This is a genomic window from Olsenella uli (assembly GCF_016899935.1).
Taxonomy (GTDB): domain Bacteria; phylum Actinomycetota; class Coriobacteriia; order Coriobacteriales; family Atopobiaceae; genus Thermophilibacter; species Thermophilibacter uli_B.
In genome coordinates, this window is sequence record NZ_JACJJK010000012.1 from 1 (window position 1) to 18933 (window position 18933).

Sequence of the window (18933 nt, forward strand, 5' to 3'; positions counted from 1 at the left end):
AGCAGATCACGCCCGCCTTCCACGACGACGAGGCCCTCGCTGCGCAGGACGCCTCCACGCAGGCGCTCATCCAGTACTACCGCGCTCACCGCAAGTAGGTGGAAAAGGGACAGTCCCTTTTCCACGTTCCGGCCGCCGGGTCCTTCTCGCCCGGCGGCCCCTTTTGTGCCGCGCCACGCCGTCTACCTGCGGCTCGCAACCGCAGGGCGCCTGCCCGTCGTCCAAAATGCAGCCCGCCGGTTGGTGGCGTGCGCCCGTCTGGTACCGTAGCGTACGAGGTGCCGGCAGACCGCGCGCCAACGCGCCCCACCCCAGACGAAGGGCCAGCCATGAGCTTCCGTGACAACCTCCAGCACCTGCGCGCCACGCGCAACATGACTCAGGAGCAGCTTGCCATGCTGCTCGGCGTCTCCCGCCAGTCCGTGACCAAGTGGGAGGCCGAGAAGAGCCAGCCAGAGATGGACAAGCTGCTCAAGCTCTGCCAGATCTTTGAGTGCAGCCTGGACGACCTCGTGACCGGCGACCTCACGGGCCGCGCGCCCGAGCCCGCCGCCGCGTCCGTCCCCGCCGGGCCGCCCACCGACGTCTGCGGCTACGACGAGCACTGGCGCGTGCTGGCGGACAAGGTGCCCACGGGCATCGCGCTGATTCTGTTGGGCATCGCGGTGGGCCTGCTCCTCGAGGGCGCCGTCGACCTCGCGCCGGTTGGCGCGCGCGACGGCCTGCTCGTCATCTGCGTGTTCGTGGGCATCCTGGCCGGCCTCGCGTTTCTCGTCCCCGCCGGCATGGAGCACACCGCGTTCCAGCGCGCCCATCCCTACGTGGAGGACTTCTACACGGAGGAGGACCGCGCCGCCGCGCGCAAGCAGTTCTCGGGCGGGCTCATCGCCGGGCTGGCGTTCATCTTTGCGGGCATCGGCTGCCTCATCGTGATCGAGCCGATGGCCGAGAACTGGGCGCTCTTCCTCCTGCTCACCTTCATCGCCCTGGGCGTGTGGTGGATCGTGCGCTCCGGGATGCTCCTTGGCCGCACCAACGTGGCCGAGTACAACCGCTCCGTGGGCGAGGACCTCGAGGTGGAGGAACTCGTGAACGCCCAGCTGGACGAGGCGCGGCGCGAGGCGCTTCTCGCCTCCAAGCGGCAGGAGCAGAAGATCGGCGCGATCTGCGGCGCCATCATGATCGTGGCCACGATCGTGGCGTTTGCCCTGCTGTTCGCGCCGGTCTTCTCGGCCCCGGACCTGGACGCCTGGCAGCCCGAGGGCACCTCCGCCATGTGGTTCTGGGTGGCCTGGCCCGTGGGCGGCCTGCTCTGCGGCGTCGTGTCCGTGCTGATGAAGGCCTTTGGCGGCCACGAGTAGCGGTCACGAGTGACGGCCTTGAGGTTCTTCTCGCCCCTCCCCGGCTGGCGTAGAATCCAAGGGGAACGCCAGCCAAGGAGAGGGGGCCGCATGGACACCGCCGCCAACACCGCCACCGCAAAGGTCTACTTCACCAACCTGCGCACTTACGCCAAGGAGAGCCAGCTCGACAAGCTCAAGCGCCTCATCCGCCGCGCCGGGATCGACCAGATCGACTTCGAGAACAAGTTCGTGGCTATCAAGATCCACTTCGGCGAGCTGGGTAACCTCAGCTTCCTGCGCCCCAACTACGCGCGCGCCGTCGCCGACGTGATCAAGGAGCTGGGCGGCAAGCCCTTCCTCACGGACTGCAACACGCTCTACGTGGGCAGCCGCAAGAACGCGCTCGAGCACATCGACTGCGCGTACCAGAACGGCTTCACCCCGTACGCCACCGGCTGCCAGGTGATCATCGCCGACGGCCTCAAGGGCACCGACGAGACCCTCGTGCCCGTGAAGAACGGCGAGTACGTGAAGGAGGCCAAGATCGGCCACGCCCTCATGGATGCGGACATCGTGATCAGCCTCACGCACTTCAAGGGCCACGAGCAGGCCGGCTTTGGCGGCTGCATGAAGAACCTGGGCATGGGCGGCGGCTCGCGCGCGGGCAAGATGGAGCAGCACGCCTCCGGCAAGCCGGGCGTCGACCACGAGAAGTGCATCGGCTGCCACGCGTGCGAGCGCATCTGCGCGCACGGGGCCATCTCCTTTGACGCCACGCGCGAGCGCGAGCTGCCGAGCGGCAAGGTCGTGACCGTTCCCGTGGCCACGATCGACCACGACCGCTGCGTGGGCTGCGGCCGCTGCATCGGCGCCTGCAACCAGGACGCGGTCAAGCCGGGCTCCAACTCGGCCGTCGACGAGCTCAACTGCAAGATCGCCGAGTACACGCAGGCCGTGGTGCAGGACCGCCCGAGCTTCCACATCTCCATCGCGATGGACATCAGCCCCAACTGCGACTGCCACGCCGAGAACGACACGCCCATCGTGCCCGACCTGGGGATGTTCGCGAGCTTTGACCCCGTGGCCATCGACCAGGCCTGCATCGACATGGCGCTGGCCGCGCCGACGCTGCCCAACTCCGAGCTCACGGACATGCGGGCGCGCCTGGAGGCCGAGGGCGGCGTCCCCGAGCGCTGCCAGCACGACCACTTCAACCTCACCCACCCGGACACCAACTGGCGCTCCATGATCGAGCACGCCGAGAAGATCGGCCTGGGCACGAGCCGCTACGAGCTCATCGAGGTGGAGTAGCCGACCGTTGCGGTCGCGTGCGGAGGCTGTGCGCAGGAGGCGAGGTTATGCGCAGCCGCAAAGGTTATGCGCACGGCACGCCTTCACAAATACGCAGGTAAAGAGCCTGCTGAGAAGAACCTCCCTTCGGTTGGTTGCGCATAACCTACGAAGCTGCGCATAACCTTGCGAGAAAAGAAGAGGGCCCCGGAATCACCCGGGGCCCTCGTGCAAAAGCAGGTTGTTCGTGCGGCTACGCCACCCTGCTGCGGACTTCTCAAGTCTAGCGCCGCGCCGCCTCGACGGCCGACCGTTCGGGCGTCACGGGGCGCCGTTCGGTCGTCGGGCGCGCGTCCTTCCCGCCAGACAATCCAGAATCACAACTAAAGATGTGCGATGGTGCGCGTTGGTGCAAAAGGGTGGAAAATGGTGCAAAAGCCGTCGGCACTAGGAGGTCGCCATGCCCAAGGTCATCGTCTTCGGAAGCATGAACATGGACCTGTCCATCGACGCGCCGCGCATGCCGGAGGCGGGCGAGACGCTGTCTGGCTCCGGCTTCATCACGGCGGCGGGCGGCAAGGGGGCCAACCAGGCCGTCGCCGCGGCGCGCCTGGGCGCCGACGTGCGCATGATCGCCGCCGTGGGCGCGGACGGCTTTGGCGAGGAGCTCACGCGCGGCCTGGCCGACGCGGGCGCGGACGTGTCGCTCGTGCGGCGGCTCGCGGACGTCACCACGGGCGTCGCCGTGATCCTGCGCACGGCGGGCGAGAACCGCATCGTGCTCCACGCGGGCGCCAACCACGCGCTCGCGGCCGACGACGTGGTCTCCGACCTGCGGCGCATTGGCGAGCCCGGCGACATCCTCGTCACGCAGGGGGAGTGCGACCCCGCCGCCACGGAGGCCGCCCTGCGCGCGGCGCACGAGCTGGGCCTCTACACGGTCTTCAACCCGGCGCCGGCGCGCCCCGCGCCCGACGACCTCTGGCCGTGCGTGGACCTCGTCTGCCTCAACGAGACCGAGTGCCAGATCATGTGCGGCGTCCTGACCGTCGACGACGCCACGTGCCTCGCCGCCGCGCGCCGCCTGCGCGAGCTGGGCGCCGGGACCGTCGTGATCACGCTCGGCGCGGCGGGCTCGTTCGGCCTGGGCCCGGACGACGTGCCCGTTCGCGTGCCGGCCGCGCCCGCGAGCGTCGTGGACACCACGGCCGCCGGCGACACCTTCATCGGCGCGCTCGCGGCCGGGCGCGCGCGGTCCTTCTCGCTTGCCGAGTCCATGAGCTGGGGCGCGTTGGCGTCGGCCCTCACCGTGAGCCGCCTGGGCGCCCAGCCGTCCATACCCACCGCCGCCGAGGTGGAGGCCGCGCGATGAGCGGGGAGGCCGGCCGCCGCAGGCTGATCCTCGACCTGGACACGGGCATCGATGACGCGCTGGCCCTCGCCTACGCGCTCGGCAGCCCCGAGGTGGAGCTCGTCGGCGTCATCTGCAGCTACGGCAACGTGACCATGCGCACGGCGGTCCGCAACACCGTGGCGCTCCTGGAGCTGCTGGGCCACCCGGAGGTGCCCGTGCTCGCCGGGGCGGACCGCGCGCTCGCCGCGACGGCGCCCTTTGAGCCGCCGGCGGGCGTCACGCTCATCCATGGGGCCAACGGCCTCGGAAACCAGCGCGTGAGCGGCCTCTGCCGCTGCGCCCCCGGAGACGGCATCGCGTTCCTGCGCGACGAGGCGCTCCGCGCGGCCGAGAAGAACCTCGAGCTCCTCTACGTCCCCACGGGGCCGCTGACCAACCTCGCCCACGCGCTCGGCAGCATCCCCGGGCTCGCCGACGCGCTCGGCCGCGTGACCTTCATGGGCGGCGCGCTCGCCGTGCCGGGCAACGTGACGCCCTGCGCCGAGGCCAACGTCGCCAACGACCCGGCCGCCGCCGACGCCGTGCTGCGCGGCGGCCTGCGCACCCGGATGGTCGGCCTTGACGTGACGCACCAGGTGGTGCTCACGCGCGAGGACACCGCCGCCTGGCGCGAGCTGGGCACGCCGGCCGGTCGCCTCTTCGCGGACATGACGGACTTCTACATCGCCATCTACGAGAAGAACAACCCGCACCTGGGCGGCTGCGCGCTGCATGACCCGCTCGCCGTGGCGGTCGCGCTCGACCCCACGCTCGTGGGGTGCCTGCCGGCCAACCTGCGCGTGGACCTCGAGGGCGTCACGCGCGGCCGCACCGTCTGCGACCCCGAGCGCCTGCGCGACCCCCAGAAGACCTGCGAGGTCGCGCTCACCGTGGACGCGCCGCGCTTCCTGGACGAGTTCCGCGCCCGCGTGACCCGCGCCCTGGCGTAGGGCGTCGGGGCACGACCGGCGCCTCGATCGCTCAAGTGGAGCGAACGGACGTTTTTCTCGCCATATGGGCCCAAAAAACGTCCGTTTGCTCCACCTGAGCCGCCGGCGAGCCAGAAAGCAGCCGAGAAGAGCCGCGCTGCCGCTAGCCCTGCTGCTGCTCGGGCGGCCGCAGCTTGGTCAGCGCCGTGTAGTCCACGTCCGCCGTGGACGGCTTCATCGGGCCGGGCGCGTACCAGTCTAGCGCGCAGTCGATCCACGCGTTCCAGAACGGCCACTCGTGCGCGCCGATGTCCGGCTCCCAGTACGTGACGTCAAAGTCCGCGTCGCGCAGCAGCTTGACCAGGTCGCGGTTGTTCTGGCAGAGGCTGTCGTGCAGGCCGCACGCGGAGTAGAAGCGCGGCTTGGGCAGCTCCGGGTCCTCGCGGAACTTGTCGATCAGCGCCACGTAGTCCTTGTCGGAGCCGATGACCGTGTCGATGTCCCCGAAGAAGCGTTCGTAGTACTTGCGCTTGCGCGGCGAGCGGCTCTCCACCGCCTCCAGCACGCGGTCGCGCATGAACGCGCCCGAGAGGATGATGATCGACCCAAAGCGGTCCGGCCGCAGCAGGCCGTTGATCAGCGCCGTGTACGCGCCGATGGAGATGCCTGCGAGCGCCGTGTCCTCGCGCTTGGCGGAGAGCGGGAAGAGGCGCCGCGTGAAGTCCACGAGCTCCTCGCTGATGAACTTGCCGTGCCACTCGTTTATCTCGGGCTTGTTGAGGTAGAGGCCGTCCTCGCCGGAGGGCATCACGAGCGCGATGTCGCGCGCCTCGGCCGTCTCCACCACGTGCGTGCGGTCGATCCAGTCCACGTCCTGGCCAAAGAGGCCGTGCAGCAGGTAGACCGTGCGGTACGGGCCGCGCCGCCTCTTGGCCAGCTTGCCGCCGTCCATCTTGTCGGCGGGTATGACGACCGTGAGCACCACGTTGCGCTCGAGGTAGTGGGAGTAGAAGTCGACTCTGAGCAGTGCCATTCTCGCGTCCCTCCCAAAGGGCGTGGGACCCGGTCCCGACGCGCTAGAGAAGCCAGTTCAGCGCCTCCGGCAGCGCGGCGTTCCAGAAGTCCCAGTCGTGTCCACCGTTCATCTCATGATAGGTGACGTCGAGGCCCGTGTCGCGCATCCGGCCCGCAAGCATCCGGTTAGCCTCGGCGAGCGGGTCCTGGTTGCCACAGGTCATGAAGATGCGCGGGCGCGGGCGGTCGCAGTAGACGAGGTCGGCCGCCAGGCGCGCGGGGTCCTTGTCGGAGTCGCGCACGTGGGAGAGGTCGCCGAAGGTGTGCTCCAGGAAGTCGCGCGAGAGGAAGAACAGGCCGTCGGAGGAGATGACCTGGTCAAAGCTGTCGATGATCATGGCCGAGGAGAGCGCCACGATCGAGCCGAACGTCTCGCAGTACTTGAGGCCGTTGCGCAGCGCCCCGTACGCGCCCATCGAGATGCCGCCGATGAAGGTGTCCTCGCGGCGGCAGGAGAGCGGGAACATCCGGCGCGCCACCTCCACGAGCTCCTGGCCCACGAAGCGCCCGTAATAGTTGTGGACCTCGGGCTGGTCCAGGTAGAAGGCGTTGTAGCCGGACGGCATGACCACGGCGATCCCGTGGCTCTCGGCCCAGTTGCGGATGCGGGTCTCGCTGATCCAGTCCGCGTGGTTGCCCGAGATGCCGTGCAGCAGGAAGAGCGTCTTGAACGGCGCCTTGCGCGGCGGGTAGGGGTTCTGCTCCCAGGCGCGCATCTCGGCCTCGAGCGTGCCGCCGGCGTGGCGCAGCGCGGAGTCGGTGGCGTAGGCGGCGCCCTGGTCGTCCACGGGCAGGATGACCTCGAGCGTGGTGGTGCGCATGAGGGAGGAGGAGAAGTAGTCGACGCTGACGAGAGCCATGGGGGCCTCCTTTGGTCGGGCGAGAAGAACGGGCGAGAAGAACGCCGACCAGTATAGCGTTATGGAGACTCTGTGGCGGCGGGCGCCCGGGGCGGCGTCAGAGGCGGTGGCGCACGGCGGTGTCGCGGAAGCAGAAGTGGTCCGGACGGTGGCGCGACTGCGTGCACTCGATCAGGATGCCCTGCGCGTCGAAGGTCTGGCTCGTGATGACGGCCAGGTAGTCGATGTCGCCGAGGTCCAGCAGCTCGCGATCGCGCTCCACGGCGCGCTCCACGGTGATCGCGCGCTTGCTCGTGGCGATGGTGACGCCCAGCTCGCGCTCCGCGTAGTCGTAGATGGAGGTCCGGGCGACCTCCTCGGTGATGCCGGGCACGGCGGAGGTGCGGAAGAGGTTGCGGTCCAGGATGAGGCCCTCGCCGTTCACGCGGCGCACGCGCTCGATGTGCGTGAGCTCCGTGCCCTCCTCAAAGCCCGTGTTGAAGGCGATTTCCGGCGTGGTCACGACCTGTTCCAGCGTGACGACCTCGGTCTGCGCGCCCAGGTGGGTGCGCTCGTCCGCCTCGCGGAAGGACTCGATGCCGCCCACGGTGAACGTGGTGCGCTCGGGTTCGCGGTAGATCACGCGCACGCCCTTGCCGTGGACCGGCTGCACGTAGCCCTGGTCGCGCAGGAGCCCCAGCGCGCGGCGCAGCGTGTTGTGCGAGCAGCCAAAGGCGGCGGTGAGCTCGGCCTCCGAGGGAAGGAAGGCCTGGTACGGGTAGGCGCCCGTCTCGATGCTCTCCCGGATGTCGCGATATATGACGTCGTAGCGCGCCTTCATGTCCCTCCCATGGTCGTGGCTACAGCTTATTCAAATAACCTCACGGCGAGAAGAACGCGCCGCTGGCGGGTGAAATTCTACCGCTGGCGGATTCACTCAACTTATTCAAATAAGTAGTGCGACACTACTCACTAACTTATTCAAATAAGTTCGCCATGCCAGGGCGAGAAGAAGGAGGACGAGACATGGCAAAGTACACGGAGGACGCGACAAAGCTCCTCGACCTCGTGGGAGGGAAGGGGAACATCTCCGCGGTCACCCACTGCATGACGCGCATGCGCTTCGTGCTGGTGGACCCGGACAAGGCCGACGTCGCGGCGATCGAGGAGCTGCCCAGCGCCAAGGGCACCTTCACGCAGGCCGGCCAGTTCCAGGTGATCATCGGCAACGACGTCGCGGACTTCTACCAGGAGTTCACGGCCGTCTCCGGCATCGAGGGCGTCTCCAAGGAGGCCGCCAAGGCGGCGGCCGGCGCCAACCAGAACCCGCTGCAGCGCGCCATGGGCGTGCTTGGCGAGATCTTTGCCCCGCTCATCCCGGCCCTCATCTGCGGCGGCCTGATCCTCGGCTTCCGCAACATCATCGGCGAGGTCAACTTCTTCACCGACTCCGGCGCCTTCGACCTCCAGCACGGCACCAAGTCCATCGCGGACATGTGGACGTTCTGGAACGGCATGTACAACTTCCTGTGGGTCATCGGCGAGGCCGTCTTCCACATGCTGCCGGTCGGCATCTGCTGGTCGGTCACCCGCAAGATGGGCACCACCCCCATCCTGGGCATCATCCTCGGCCTCACCCTCGTGAGCCCGCAGCTGCTCAACGGCTTCTCCGTGGCCACCGCCACGCCCGAGGACATCGCCGCGCACACCTACGACTTCGGGTTCTACTCGTTCGTGGGCACCGGCTACCAGGGCCAGGTCATCGCCGCCCTCATGGCCGCCTTCGTGCTCGTGGGCCTGGAGAAGTTCTTCACCAAGGTCACGCCCGAGGTCGTGCGCATGATCGTCGTGCCGTTCATGTCGCTCGTGCCGGCCGTGTTCATCGCGCACCTGGTCGTGGGCCCGATCGGCTGGGCCATCGGCGACGCCATCGCCGAGGCCGTGAACTGGGGCCTCAGCTCCGACGTCCGCGTGCTCTTCGCCGCCGTCTTCGGTGCCCTCTACGCGCCGCTCGTGATGACCGGCCTGCACCACATGACCAACGCCATCGACTCCCAGCTCGTCAACCAGCTCGGCTACACCACCCTCTGGCCCATGATCGCGCTCTCCAACATCGCGCAGGGCTCCGCCGTCGTGGCCATGTCCGTGCTCCAGAAGAAGAACGAGCGCGCCCAGCAGGTCAACATTCCCGCGTTCATCTCCTGCTACCTCGGCGTCACCGAGCCCGCGCTCTTCGGCGTCAACCTCAAGTACAAGTTCCCGCTGGTCTGCGGCATGATTGGCTCCGCCTGCGCGGCCATGGTCTGCACCGGCTTCGGCGTCCAGGCGCTCTCCATCGGCGTCGGCGGCCTGCCCGGCATCCTCTCGATCGTCTTCAGCTTCTGGGGCATCTTCGCGGTGTGCATGCTGATCGCCATCGTGGTCCCGTTCGTGCTCACCTACTTCGTGGGCCTGAAGAAGCTCAGCGAGAAGGACCGTGGCCTCGAGGCCGCCGCCGCTGCGCCCGCCGTCGCCGCTCCCGCCGAGCCGGCGACCCCCGCCGCCCCTGCGGCCGAGCCGAGCGACCGCGTTCTTCTCGCTCCGCTCTCCGGCGCGGTGCACCCCATCACCGACATGCCGGACCAGGTCTTTGCCAGCAAGGCCATGGGCGACGGCCTGGCCATCGAGCCCGCGCCCGGCGCGGACACCGTCGTGGCCCCCGCTGACGGCGTCGTGGCCGCCACCATGCCCGGTTCCTGGCACGCGATCGGCCTGACGCTCGACAACGGCCCCGAGGTGCTCATCCACGTGGGCATCGACACCGTGGACATGGGCGGCGACGGCTTTGCCTGCCTCGTCGAGCAGGGCCAGCGCGTGACGGCGGGCCAGCCCCTCATGACCTTCTCGGCCGAGAAGATCCGCGCCGCCGGCCACCCCACGATCACCGCGTTCATCGTGACCGACGAGGGCGCCGCGACCGACCTCGCGCTGATTGACGGCATGGACGCCGAGGCCGGTGCCACCACCGTCGCCACCTACCGCGCCTAGACCACAGCGCCGGGCGCCCGCGCGACGCCCGGCCGCGACGGCCGGAGGGCCTGTCCCCCCGGCCACCCGTAAGGAGGCTGCCTCATGGCAGAGATCGAGAAGGACTTCCGCAGGAGCGTGGTCTACCAGATCTACGTCAAGAGCTTCTGCGACAGCAACGGTGACGGCCTGGGCGACCTGCCCGGCATCACGAGCAAGCTGGACTACCTCGCCACACTGGGCGTGGACTACCTCTGGCTCACCCCGTTCTACCCCTCGCCGCAGCGCGACAACGGCTACGACGTGGCCGACTACTGCGCCGTGGACCCGCGCTACGGCACGATGGGCGACTTCGACGCGCTGGTCGCCGCGGCGCGCGAGCGCGGCATCGGCATCATGCTGGACATGGTGCTCTGCCACACCTCGGTCGACCACGAGTGGTTCCGGCGCGCCTGCGCGGGCGAGAAGCGCTACCAGGCGTACTACATCCTGCGCGACGGCTGCGGCTCCACCGGCGCGGGCGATCCCGGCGAGCCCCCCACCAACTGGCAGTGCGCCTTCGGCGGCAGCGCCTGGGAGTGGGAGCCGCGCCTGGGCAAGTGGTACCTGCACATGCACGACCCGAGCCAGCCGGACCTGGACTGGACCAACCCCGAGGTGCGCGCCGCCTGCGCCGACGTGGTGCGCTTCTGGCGCGAGCGCGGCGTGACCGGCTTCCGCTTTGACGTGATCAACCTGATCTCCAAGCCGGAGGTCATCGAGGACGTGCCCGGCTCCGGCAGCGCCTGCCGCGCGCTGGTGGCCGACGGCCCGCACGTCCACGAGTACCTGCAGGAGCTCGTGGAGCGCGCCGGCATCGACGGCATGGTCACGGTGGGCGAGATGGCCTCGACCAACCTGGAGAACTGCATCCGCTACACGCGCCCCGAGGACCACGAGCTCTCGATGAGCTTCAGCTTCCACCACCTCAAGGTGGACTACGCCGGCGGCGACAAGTGGGCGCTCGCCGATCCCGACATCGCCAGCCTGCGCGACATCCTGCGCACGTGGCAGGAGGGCATGCAGGCCGGCGGCGGCTGGAACGCGCTCTTCTGGGACAACCACGACCAGCCGCGCGCCATCACGCGCTTCGGCGGGCGCGCGGGCGTGGGCGAGCGCGGCGGCAGCTGGGAGCACGTGGGCAAGATGCTCGCCACGATGAGCTTCCTCATGAAGGGCACGCTGTACGTCTTCGAGGGCGACGAGCTGGGCATGACCAACGCCGGCTACGACTCCATCGAGCAGTTCGACGACGTGGAGAGCAAGAACGCCTACCGCATGCTGCTCGAGCGCGGCGCCACGCCCGAGGAGGCGCTCCACGTGGTGAACGAGCGCTCGCGCGACAACGGCCGCACGCCCATGCAGTGGACGGCCGCGCCGGACGCCGGCTTCACCACGGGCACGCCGTGGCTTTCCATCCCGGCCAACCACGAGCAGGTCAACGCCGAGGCGGAGGTGGGCGTCGAGGGGTCGATCTTCGAGTTCTACCGCACGCTCGTGGCGCTGCGGCACGGCTCCGACGTGGTGGCCGAGGGCGCCGTGCGCTTCCTCGACGCCGGCGCGGCGGCGCCCAAGGTCATCGCCTTCGAGCGCACGCTGGGGGAGAAGCGCCTCGTGGTCGCGTGCTCCTTCGACGACGCGCCCTGTGAGCTCGCGGACCTGGGCGTCGACGGGCTGCCGGTTCTTCTCGGCACCTATGACGACGTGCCTGCTGCGGGCACGCTGCGGCCCTTCGAGGCGGTCGTCTGGGGCGAGGCCTAGGGCGACAAAAGCTAGCAGGCCGACAAGAACCTCGGGGCGCCGGTCGCCCCAAATGGACGGAGGCCCCCGGGACCAGTCCCGGCGGGCCTCCACTTCGGCAGCTGCCAAGCTTGAAAGCTCTACAGTGCGCACGCACGCGATCGGTTCTCGTCGGGCGCGCGCCCCCTGCGCACGAGTATCATTCCCCATCGCGGCGTCCCCAACGGCACGGCTCCGGCGAACGGTCGCTTTCACCGCCCGAGCACATCTCGCCGACAAGTCCTCCACATGCGCTAGGATGTGTCGGACGGATACGACGAAGGAGCAACATGGCCAAGAGGAACACCCGCGCCGCCGCGCGCAAGGACGCCGCGCAGCCGCGCTTTGACGACAAGAAGTACGAGGGCGTGCTCTTCTCGGCGACCTACGAGTGCAACGAGCTCGCGCTCGCCCGCGCCTCCGAGACGCTCGGGCAGCGCCTCAAGACCGGGCTCACGGCGGCGTCCTTCGTCTCGCTGCTCCTCATGCTCGTGTCGCTGCTCGTCGACAACGAGGCCACGCCGTTCGTGATCGTGCTCTTCCTGGTCTCGCTCGTCCTGGTCTACGGCACCACCCGCTGGGACCGCCTGCAGCTCGCCTACGCGCGCCGGACCGTGCTCGCGCCCGTCGCGTCCGGCGAGCAGCGCCACGTCGCGGTGTGCGAGGGCGGCGTGCACGTGGAGAACGAGGCGGGCCCCCTGCTCGACCTCGACTACTCCGACCTGCGCTTCGTTCGCCAGAACGGCGACTGCGTGGTGGCGGGCTTCGGTCAGCGGCGCTACGTCTACGTGCCCCGCTCGGCCATGAGCGAGAACCGCTTCCGCGACCTCGGCCGCTTCCTCACCTCAAAACTTGCCTAAAAGGGGTCAGACCCCTTTTAGGCGAGGAGCGGCTCCATCTCGAAGGTGAGGCAGTTCACGTAGCCGCGGTTGGTGAGGCGCAGCTCCGGCACGCACGCGAGCGACATCACGCCCATCGTCATGAACGGCGAGGGCATCGTGCAGCCCATCCGCTCCCAGGCGCTTCTCGCCCGCGCGACCTTCTCCGCCACGACCTCCACGCGCTCCGTGCTCATGAGGCCGCAGACGGGCAGCTCCACGAGCGCGAGCACCTCGCCGTCGGCCACGGCCACCTCGCCGCCGCCGCACTCGGCGAGCGTGCGCGCCGCCAGCGCCATGTCCTCGTCGTTGTCGCCCATCACGAGCAGGTTGTGCGCGTCGTGGGAGACGGTCTGCGCGAGCGCGCCGTGGATCCCGAAGCCGGTCACGAAGCCAAAGGCATGCGTGCCCACCGCGCCGTGATGCCGGTCAAAGACGGCCACCTTGAGCACGTCGTGCGCCGGATCGGCCTGGAGCGTGCCGCCCGCAACCGGCACCTCAACCACCACGTCGTGCGTGATCGTGTCGCCGGGCTCGATGGCCATCGCGCGCACGCGGGCCGTGCCGTCCGGCAGGTCAACGGGGATGCGGAAGGTCTCCGCCGTGGGCGTGAGCCCCAGGTTCATCGTGTGCGTCATCCAGTCCGGCCACGCGTAGGGCTCAACGTCAAAGAGCGCGCGTCCGTCCTCGGCCACGAGCGCGCCGTCGATGAAGACCTTGCGCGCGAAGAAGCCCTCCAGGTCGTCCAGCAGCACGATGTCCGCGCACTTGCCCGGCGTGACGGAGCCCAGGTCGTGCCCAAGGCCAAAGTACTCCGCGCAGTTGATCGTGGCCATCTGGAGCGCGGTCACCGGGTCCAGCCCCAGCTCCACGCACGTGCGCAGGATGCGGTCCATGTGGCCCTCGTCCACGAGCGTGTGCGGGTGGTTGTCGTCCGAGCAGAGCAGGCAGTGCCGCAGGTCCACGCCGCTCGCCACGAGCTGCGGCAGGTAGCCGGGGAGGTTCAGCCACGCCGAGCCCTGGCGCAGCTGGACCCACATGCCCAGGCGGAGCTTCGCCAGCACCTCGTCGAAGCTGCCGGACTCGTGGCAGGACGAGACCCCGGCCGCCACGTAGGCGTTGAGCGCGCGGTCGCGGTCCGGCGAGGGGAAGTGGCCCGTCACCACGCGGTCGGCGCGCAGCGTCTCGCGCACCTCGTCCAGGGCGTTTTTCTCGCCGCCCAAGATGCCCGGGAAGTTCATCATCTCGCCGAGCGCCACCACGTCGTCCCAGGTCATGCTGTCCGCGATGTCCGCCGCCGTGACCTCGGCGCCGGTGTCCTCCACGTCGCGCACGGCCGGCACGCAGGAGGGCGGCGTCATCATGGCCTTGAGCGGCACGCGCCGCGCGTCCTCGAACATCGCGCGCACGCCGGGCATGCCGGCCACGTTGCCCACCTCGTGCGGATCGCAGAAGATGCCCGTGGTGCCGTGCGGGACCACGGCGCGCGCGTACTCGGCCACGCCGACCATCGCGCTCTCCACGTGGATGTGGCTGTCCATGAGGCCGGGGACAGCGTAGAGCCCGGTCGCGTCCACCACGAGCGTGTCCGGCCCGACGCAGTGCTCGGCCGTGTGCTCGCCCAGGCCCAGGTAGGCCACGCGGCCGCAGGCCACGGCGATGTCGGTGTCCGGCAGGACCTCGTGGGTGGTCACGCTCACGAGGTTGGCGTGGCGGATCACGAGGTCGGCGGGCCGGGCGCCCTGCGCCACGCGCACGAGCTCGTCGTTGCATTCCCAGAGCGGCTGCCTGCAGAACCGGTTGATCATGACGACCTCCTTGTGAGCGACGTTTGGACAAGGGTAGCGCGTGCGTGGCGCGCGGACGGCGACTTTGCTAGAGTGTTCCGCGAGCGCGTTCGGTGGGTTCGGGTGACGTGACACCTCGAACCTGGTCAGGGCCGGGAGGCAGCAGCCATAAGGGGCCTCTCGCGGGCACCCGTTCCCACCGAGCGCGCTTTTTGTGTGCCGCGCCCGCCGGTCTTGCGCGGGGTCTCGCCATTGGCCCAGATGGAGCGGGCGGACGTTTTTCTCGCTTGGCGGCAAATAGCATACATTGGCTACCTGAAAGAATTTCACCAACTGGTGTTTTGCCGTGTTCAGGCCCGTATGTGGCTGTCTAGTGCATGCTATCGTCGTGCACGGCGAGAAGAACGCGAACCCGGCGAGAAGAGCCACGTCGCCCGCGCTTGCGCTCGGGGGGGGGCGTCCGTGCGATAATGGCGCGGACCCGCGACCGAAGGAGCCGCCGTGAGCGACCTGCCCTCGCACCGCCTCGACCCGCGCATGCTGCGCGTGTGGTACGTCTCCGACGCGATCGGCATCGTCTGCGTGGCGGTCGCCGCCGTCGTGGCCTGGGCGATCGTGCGCCATCTGGGCGGCGACGTCTTCTGGGTCTGGCTCGTGGCCGGCGTCGTGGAGGCCGTTTGCGTGGGCGACCTGCTGGTCTCGCCGCGCGTGGAGATGGCCACCTGGCGCTACGACGTCACGCCGACCGACGTGGACCTCTATCATGGCGTCTTTGTGAAGAAGCGCGTGCTGGTGCCGCTCGTGCGCGTCCAGCACGTCCAGACCAAGCAGGGCCCGATCCTGCGCGCGCACGGCCTGGCCAGCGTGACCGTCTCCACGGCGGGGGAGAGCTTCGACATCCCGGGCCTCGCCGAGAACGAGGCCGCCGCGCTGCGCGACCGCGTGGCCGAGCTCGCGCGCCTCGCCAAGGAGGACGTGTGAGCGGCGCGCCGGGCGAGAAGGACGGTCGGCCCCCGGCCCCGTCCGGCGGCGGCGCGGACCTCGCCGACCTCGAGCGCGACCTCGAGCGCCTGACCGTCCCGGGGCGTTCGCTCTTCGAGCGCGCCGACGACGCGACGCCCGCCGCGCTGGCCGGCCCGCGCCGCGCGAACCCCCTCTCCGTGCTCGCCGAGGCACTCAAGATGGCCTCCGGCCTGGTGGCGCTCGTGGCGTTCGGCCTGGCCGGGGACTTCTTCGCGGGGGACCTCGGCACGCTGCCCACGCTCGCCGTCTCCGCCGTCGTGATCTTTGCGGCGTGCCTGCTCGCCAGCTATCTCTCCTGGCGGGCCCGCACGTGGGAGCTCACGGCCGACGGCCTCGTCCTGCGCCGGGGCCTGATCAACCGCCGTCGCCTCACGATCCCCTACGAGCACGTCCACACCGTCTCGATGAACTCCGCCCTGCTCGAGCGCCTCGTCGGGCTCGTGACGCTGGACCTGGACACCGGCGCGGCCACCTCCGAGGGCGATGCCTCCAAGGTGCGGGGCCTGCGCGCCGGCGAGGCCGAGGCCCTGCGCGCGGAGCTCTTCCGCCGCAAGCGCGCGGCCGAGGCGCCGGCGGGCGAGAAGGACGGCGCGTCCGCAGACGCCGTCGCCGAGCCCGCCGCTCAAGATCGCCCACTCGCCACGTTCACGCTCACGGGGCGCCGGCTCGCGCTCGCGGCCGCCTCCAGGATGAGCGTGGCGAGCCAGGCCGTCGCCCTCGTGATCCTGCTCGTGAACGGCCTGAACCAGCTCATCGAGTGGGGCCTGCTCGACCTCGCGGGCACGGGCGGTCAGCTCATGGCCGCGCTGACGCCCGCGCTCGTCCCGGCGGTCGCGGCCTTCGTGCTGGCCGTCGTCGTGCTGGGCGCGGCCGTCTCGTTCGCGACCAACCTCGTGCGCTACGCCGGCTACCGCGTGGAGCGCTACGCCGACCGCGTGGTCGTGGAGCACGGCCTGCTCTCCCGCTCGTCGCGAACGCTCGCGGCCGGACGCGTCCAGTACCTGACCGTGACGCAGGGCGTCGTGCGCCGGGCCATCGGCTACGCGGAGGTGAGCGCGTGGGTGGTCGCCGAGCCGGGCGAGGCGGGCGGTGAGCCCTCCGGCAGCGTGCTGCTCCACCCCTTCGTGCGCCTGGACGAGCTTGACGCGTTTCTCGCCGAGGTCCTGCCGACCTACGCCGGCGTGCTGGGCGGCGCGGAGCTGCGACGCCTGGGGCCGGTCGCGCTCCGGCGCGCCGTGGTGCGCGCCGCGCTCTGGTGGCCGTTCGCGACGGCGATCTTTCTTGGGGCGCAGTGGCTGGCGGGCTTCTCCGGTCTGCTCGCGGGCGCGGGCTGGCTGCTGGAGCCGCTGCTTGCCGCCGCCGTCGCGCTGAGCGTGGCGCTCCTGGCGGGCCTCGTGGCGGACGCGATTCTGGCCTGGCGCGGGGCGCGCTACGGCCACACGGCCCGCGAGCTGGTGCTGGTCTCCGGTGGCCTCACGCGCCGGACTGCGATCGCGCCGCGCGCCCGCCTGCAGCGGATGCGGGTCTCGCAGAGCCCCTTCCAGCGCCGCGCGGGCGTGGCGAGCCTCTCCGTGCGCACGGCCTCGGGCGGGACGGACGGTCTCGACCTGCGCGACCTCCCGGCCGCCGAGGCGGACGCCCTTCTCGCCTGGTTCCGTCCCCGCAGCTGACGTGGAAAAGGGACAGTCCCTTTTCCACATCCATTACCATACACTGAGCGCCGAGAAAATCGCATAAACCGAGAAGAACTTTCAGGTTGAGAGCGCCAGTGTATGCTATTTGTTCTCCCCGCCTCACGCCGAGAAGAACCAGCGGACCGAGCCCTCCCGACACCGCCGCGGGTATACTGGAACCTCGGAAGCAACGTGCCCGGAGGCCGCATGGAATCGCTCTACACCAAGTATCGCCCGCAGACCTTTGAGCAGGTCGTGGGTCAGTCGCACGTGGTCGAGACCCTCAAGCGCGCCGTGCTCGAGGGGCGCACCAGCCACGCCTACCTCTTCTGCGGCCCGCGCGGCACGGGCAAGACCACCATGGCGCGCATCCTGGCCAAGGCGCTCATGTGCGAGAGGGGCCCGGCCGCGCTGCCCGACGGCAGCTGTGAGCAGTGCCGCCTGATTGCGGCCGGCGAGCACCCGGACGTGATCGAGCTGGACGCGGCCTCGCGCACCGGCGTCGACAACGTCCGCGAGGAGATCATCGGACGCGTGGGCTACGCGCCGGTCATGGGCCGCGCCAAGGTCTACATCATCGACGAGGTCCACATGCTCACGCCGGCGGCGTTTAACGCGCTGCTCAAGACGCTCGAGGAGCCGCCCGAGCACGTCGTCTTTGTGATGTGCACCACGGACCCGCAGAAGATCCTGGCCACGATCCTCTCCCGCGTGCAGCGCTTCGACTTCCACGCGATCGGCAACGACGAGATGCAGGCGCACCTCGCCTACGTGTGCGCGCAGGAGGGCTTCACCTACGACGAGGCGGCGCTCGAGCTCGTGGTGCGCCACGCGCGCGGCGGCATGCGCGACGCGCTGACCTCGCTCGAGCAGCTCTCCGTCTTCGGCGCGGGGCACGTGAGCCTGGAGGCCGCGCAGGACCTGCTCGGCGAGGTCTCGGGCTCGGTGCTGGGCAAGGTCGCCCGCGCGATGGCGCGCCGCGACGTCCCCCAGCTCTTCGGCGAGGTCGCCACGCTGGCCGACGCGGGCCGCGACCTGCTGCGCTTCACGCGCGAGCTGGCCGCGCACCTGCGCGACGTCTACGTCGTCGCCACCGTCCCGAGCGCGGTCGACGTGGTCTCCGCGAGTGGGGAGGAGCTCGAGGCCCTGCGCGTGGAGGCCGCCGCCTTTGGCTCGGCGGACCGCGTGGCGCGCGTGCTCACCATCCTCGGGGACGCCTCGAGCGAGATGCGCACGGCCACCAACCAGCGCCTCGTTCTGGAGATCGCCCTCACGCGCGTCGCCCGGCCGGAGGCCGACCTCACCCTCGAGGCGCTCGCCGAGCGCGTCGCGGACCTCGAGCGGCAGGTCGCGATCCTGTCCGCCCCCGGCGCCCGGCCGGCTGCGACGGCGCCGGCGCCCCAGCCCGCGACGCCCGCGCCCGATGCGGAACCCCCGGCGGCTCAGAGCGTGGTCGCGCAAAGCGTGCCCGCGCCGGCGCCGGCCCCGGAGCCAAGGCGCGAGCCCAAACCGGAGATGCCTGCCGAGAAACCCGTGGAGCCCGCGCGCGCCACGACCCCGGGCCGCACCAACGGCGACCTGCAGCGCACCTGGAAGCAGGTCGTCGACCAGCTCGTGAAGCAGGTGCCGGCAAAGGGCTCGCTGCTGCTCTCCTCGACGGCGGTCTCCGACGACGGCACGCGGCTCACGGTGTCGCTGCCCAAGGGCTCGCACTTCGCGGCCAAGATGCTCGAGCGTGCCGACGTGCGGTCGAGCGTGGACCCGGTCGTGGCCATGGCGTTCGGCCCACGTCAGGTCGTCTACGTCGAGTCGAGCCTCGCCAACCAGGCGATCTCGCGCGCGGCGGCCCCGGCCCCGGCACCTGTCTCTTATACACATCT

At 70.0% G+C, this 18933-nt stretch carries 13 protein-coding genes and 1 other RNA gene; 10 read left to right on the forward strand and 4 right to left on the reverse strand.

Translation table 11 applies throughout. The annotated features are described in order from the left end of the window. The first annotated feature begins 329 nt into the window (after positions 1-329). The 4 genes from H6A07_RS09385 to H6A07_RS09400 all read left to right on the forward strand — a co-directional run bounded on the left by H6A07_RS09385 (position 330) and on the right by H6A07_RS09400 (position 4976). Positions 330-1361: a helix-turn-helix transcriptional regulator gene (locus H6A07_RS09385; protein ID WP_204814663.1), complete on the forward strand. Its 1032-nt coding sequence runs from the start codon at positions 330-332 to the stop codon at positions 1359-1361. A gap of 90 nt (positions 1362-1451) precedes the next feature. Continuing rightward, positions 1452-2654, forward strand: a complete 1203-nt coding sequence (locus H6A07_RS09390; protein ID WP_204814664.1) for a DUF362 domain-containing protein — start codon at positions 1452-1454, stop codon at positions 2652-2654. Positions 2655-3093: 439 nt separating this feature from the next. Beyond that, on the forward strand, positions 3094-4005 hold the full coding sequence (locus H6A07_RS09395; protein ID WP_204814665.1) for a ribokinase: 912 nt from the start codon (positions 3094-3096) through the stop codon (positions 4003-4005). Beyond that, positions 4002-4976 (forward strand): nucleoside hydrolase, encoded by a 975-nt coding sequence (locus tag H6A07_RS09400; protein WP_204814666.1) that lies wholly within the window; start codon positions 4002-4004, stop codon positions 4974-4976. Before H6A07_RS09395 ends, H6A07_RS09400 begins: the two co-directional genes overlap by 4 nt. A 142-nt stretch (positions 4977-5118) precedes the next feature. Here the strand turns inward: H6A07_RS09400 and H6A07_RS09405 are convergent, their stop codons facing one another. The 3 genes from H6A07_RS09405 to treR form a co-directional block, all read right to left on the reverse strand. Continuing rightward, positions 5119-5988, reverse strand: a complete 870-nt coding sequence (locus tag H6A07_RS09405; protein ID WP_204814667.1) for an alpha/beta hydrolase — start codon at positions 5986-5988, stop codon at positions 5119-5121. Positions 5989-6031: 43 nt separating this feature from the next. Then, positions 6032-6889: an alpha/beta hydrolase gene (locus H6A07_RS09410; RefSeq protein WP_204814668.1), complete on the reverse strand. Its 858-nt coding sequence runs from the start codon at positions 6887-6889 to the stop codon at positions 6032-6034. Positions 6890-6986: 97 nt separating this feature from the next. Further along, positions 6987-7709: a trehalose operon repressor gene (treR, locus tag H6A07_RS09415; RefSeq protein ID WP_204814669.1), complete on the reverse strand. Its 723-nt coding sequence runs from the start codon at positions 7707-7709 to the stop codon at positions 6987-6989. Between the two features lie 185 nt (positions 7710-7894). Here treR and treP point away from each other — a divergent pair, with 185 nt between their 5' ends. From treP to H6A07_RS09430, 3 genes are all read left to right on the forward strand, one after another. Beyond that, on the forward strand, positions 7895-9895 hold the full coding sequence (treP, locus tag H6A07_RS09420; RefSeq protein ID WP_204814670.1) for a PTS system trehalose-specific EIIBC component: 2001 nt from the start codon (positions 7895-7897) through the stop codon (positions 9893-9895). A gap of 84 nt (positions 9896-9979) precedes the next feature. After that, complete coding sequence (locus H6A07_RS09425) at positions 9980-11674, forward strand: alpha,alpha-phosphotrehalase (RefSeq protein WP_204814671.1); 1695 nt, start codon at positions 9980-9982, stop codon at positions 11672-11674. Positions 11675-11982: 308 nt separating this feature from the next. After that, the gene (locus H6A07_RS09430) at positions 11983-12552 is read left to right on the forward strand and encodes a hypothetical protein (protein ID WP_204814672.1); all 570 of its coding nucleotides are present in this window, start codon (positions 11983-11985) and stop codon (positions 12550-12552) included. 17 nt (positions 12553-12569) lie between these two features. On the opposite strand, the gene ade is transcribed toward H6A07_RS09430, so the two are convergent. Continuing rightward, on the reverse strand, positions 12570-14378 hold the full coding sequence (gene ade / locus H6A07_RS09435) for an adenine deaminase (protein ID WP_204814673.1): 1809 nt from the start codon (positions 14376-14378) through the stop codon (positions 12570-12572). A gap of 89 nt (positions 14379-14467) precedes the next feature. Here ade and ffs point away from each other — a divergent pair. The 3 genes from ffs (at position 14468) to H6A07_RS09450 (ending at position 17050) form a co-directional block, all read left to right on the forward strand. Next, positions 14468-14563: signal recognition particle sRNA small type (gene ffs / locus H6A07_RS09440), an RNA gene on the forward strand. Positions 14564-14858: 295 nt separating this feature from the next. Next, on the forward strand, positions 14859-15338 hold the full coding sequence (locus H6A07_RS09445; protein WP_204814674.1) for a PH domain-containing protein: 480 nt from the start codon (positions 14859-14861) through the stop codon (positions 15336-15338). Beyond that, a complete protein-coding gene (locus H6A07_RS09450; RefSeq protein WP_204814675.1) occupies positions 15335-17050 on the forward strand; it encodes a PH domain-containing protein in 1716 nt (571 codons plus the stop codon). The genes H6A07_RS09445 and H6A07_RS09450 overlap by 4 nt, the downstream gene beginning before the upstream one ends. The last annotated feature ends 1883 nt before the right edge of the window (positions 17051-18933 follow it).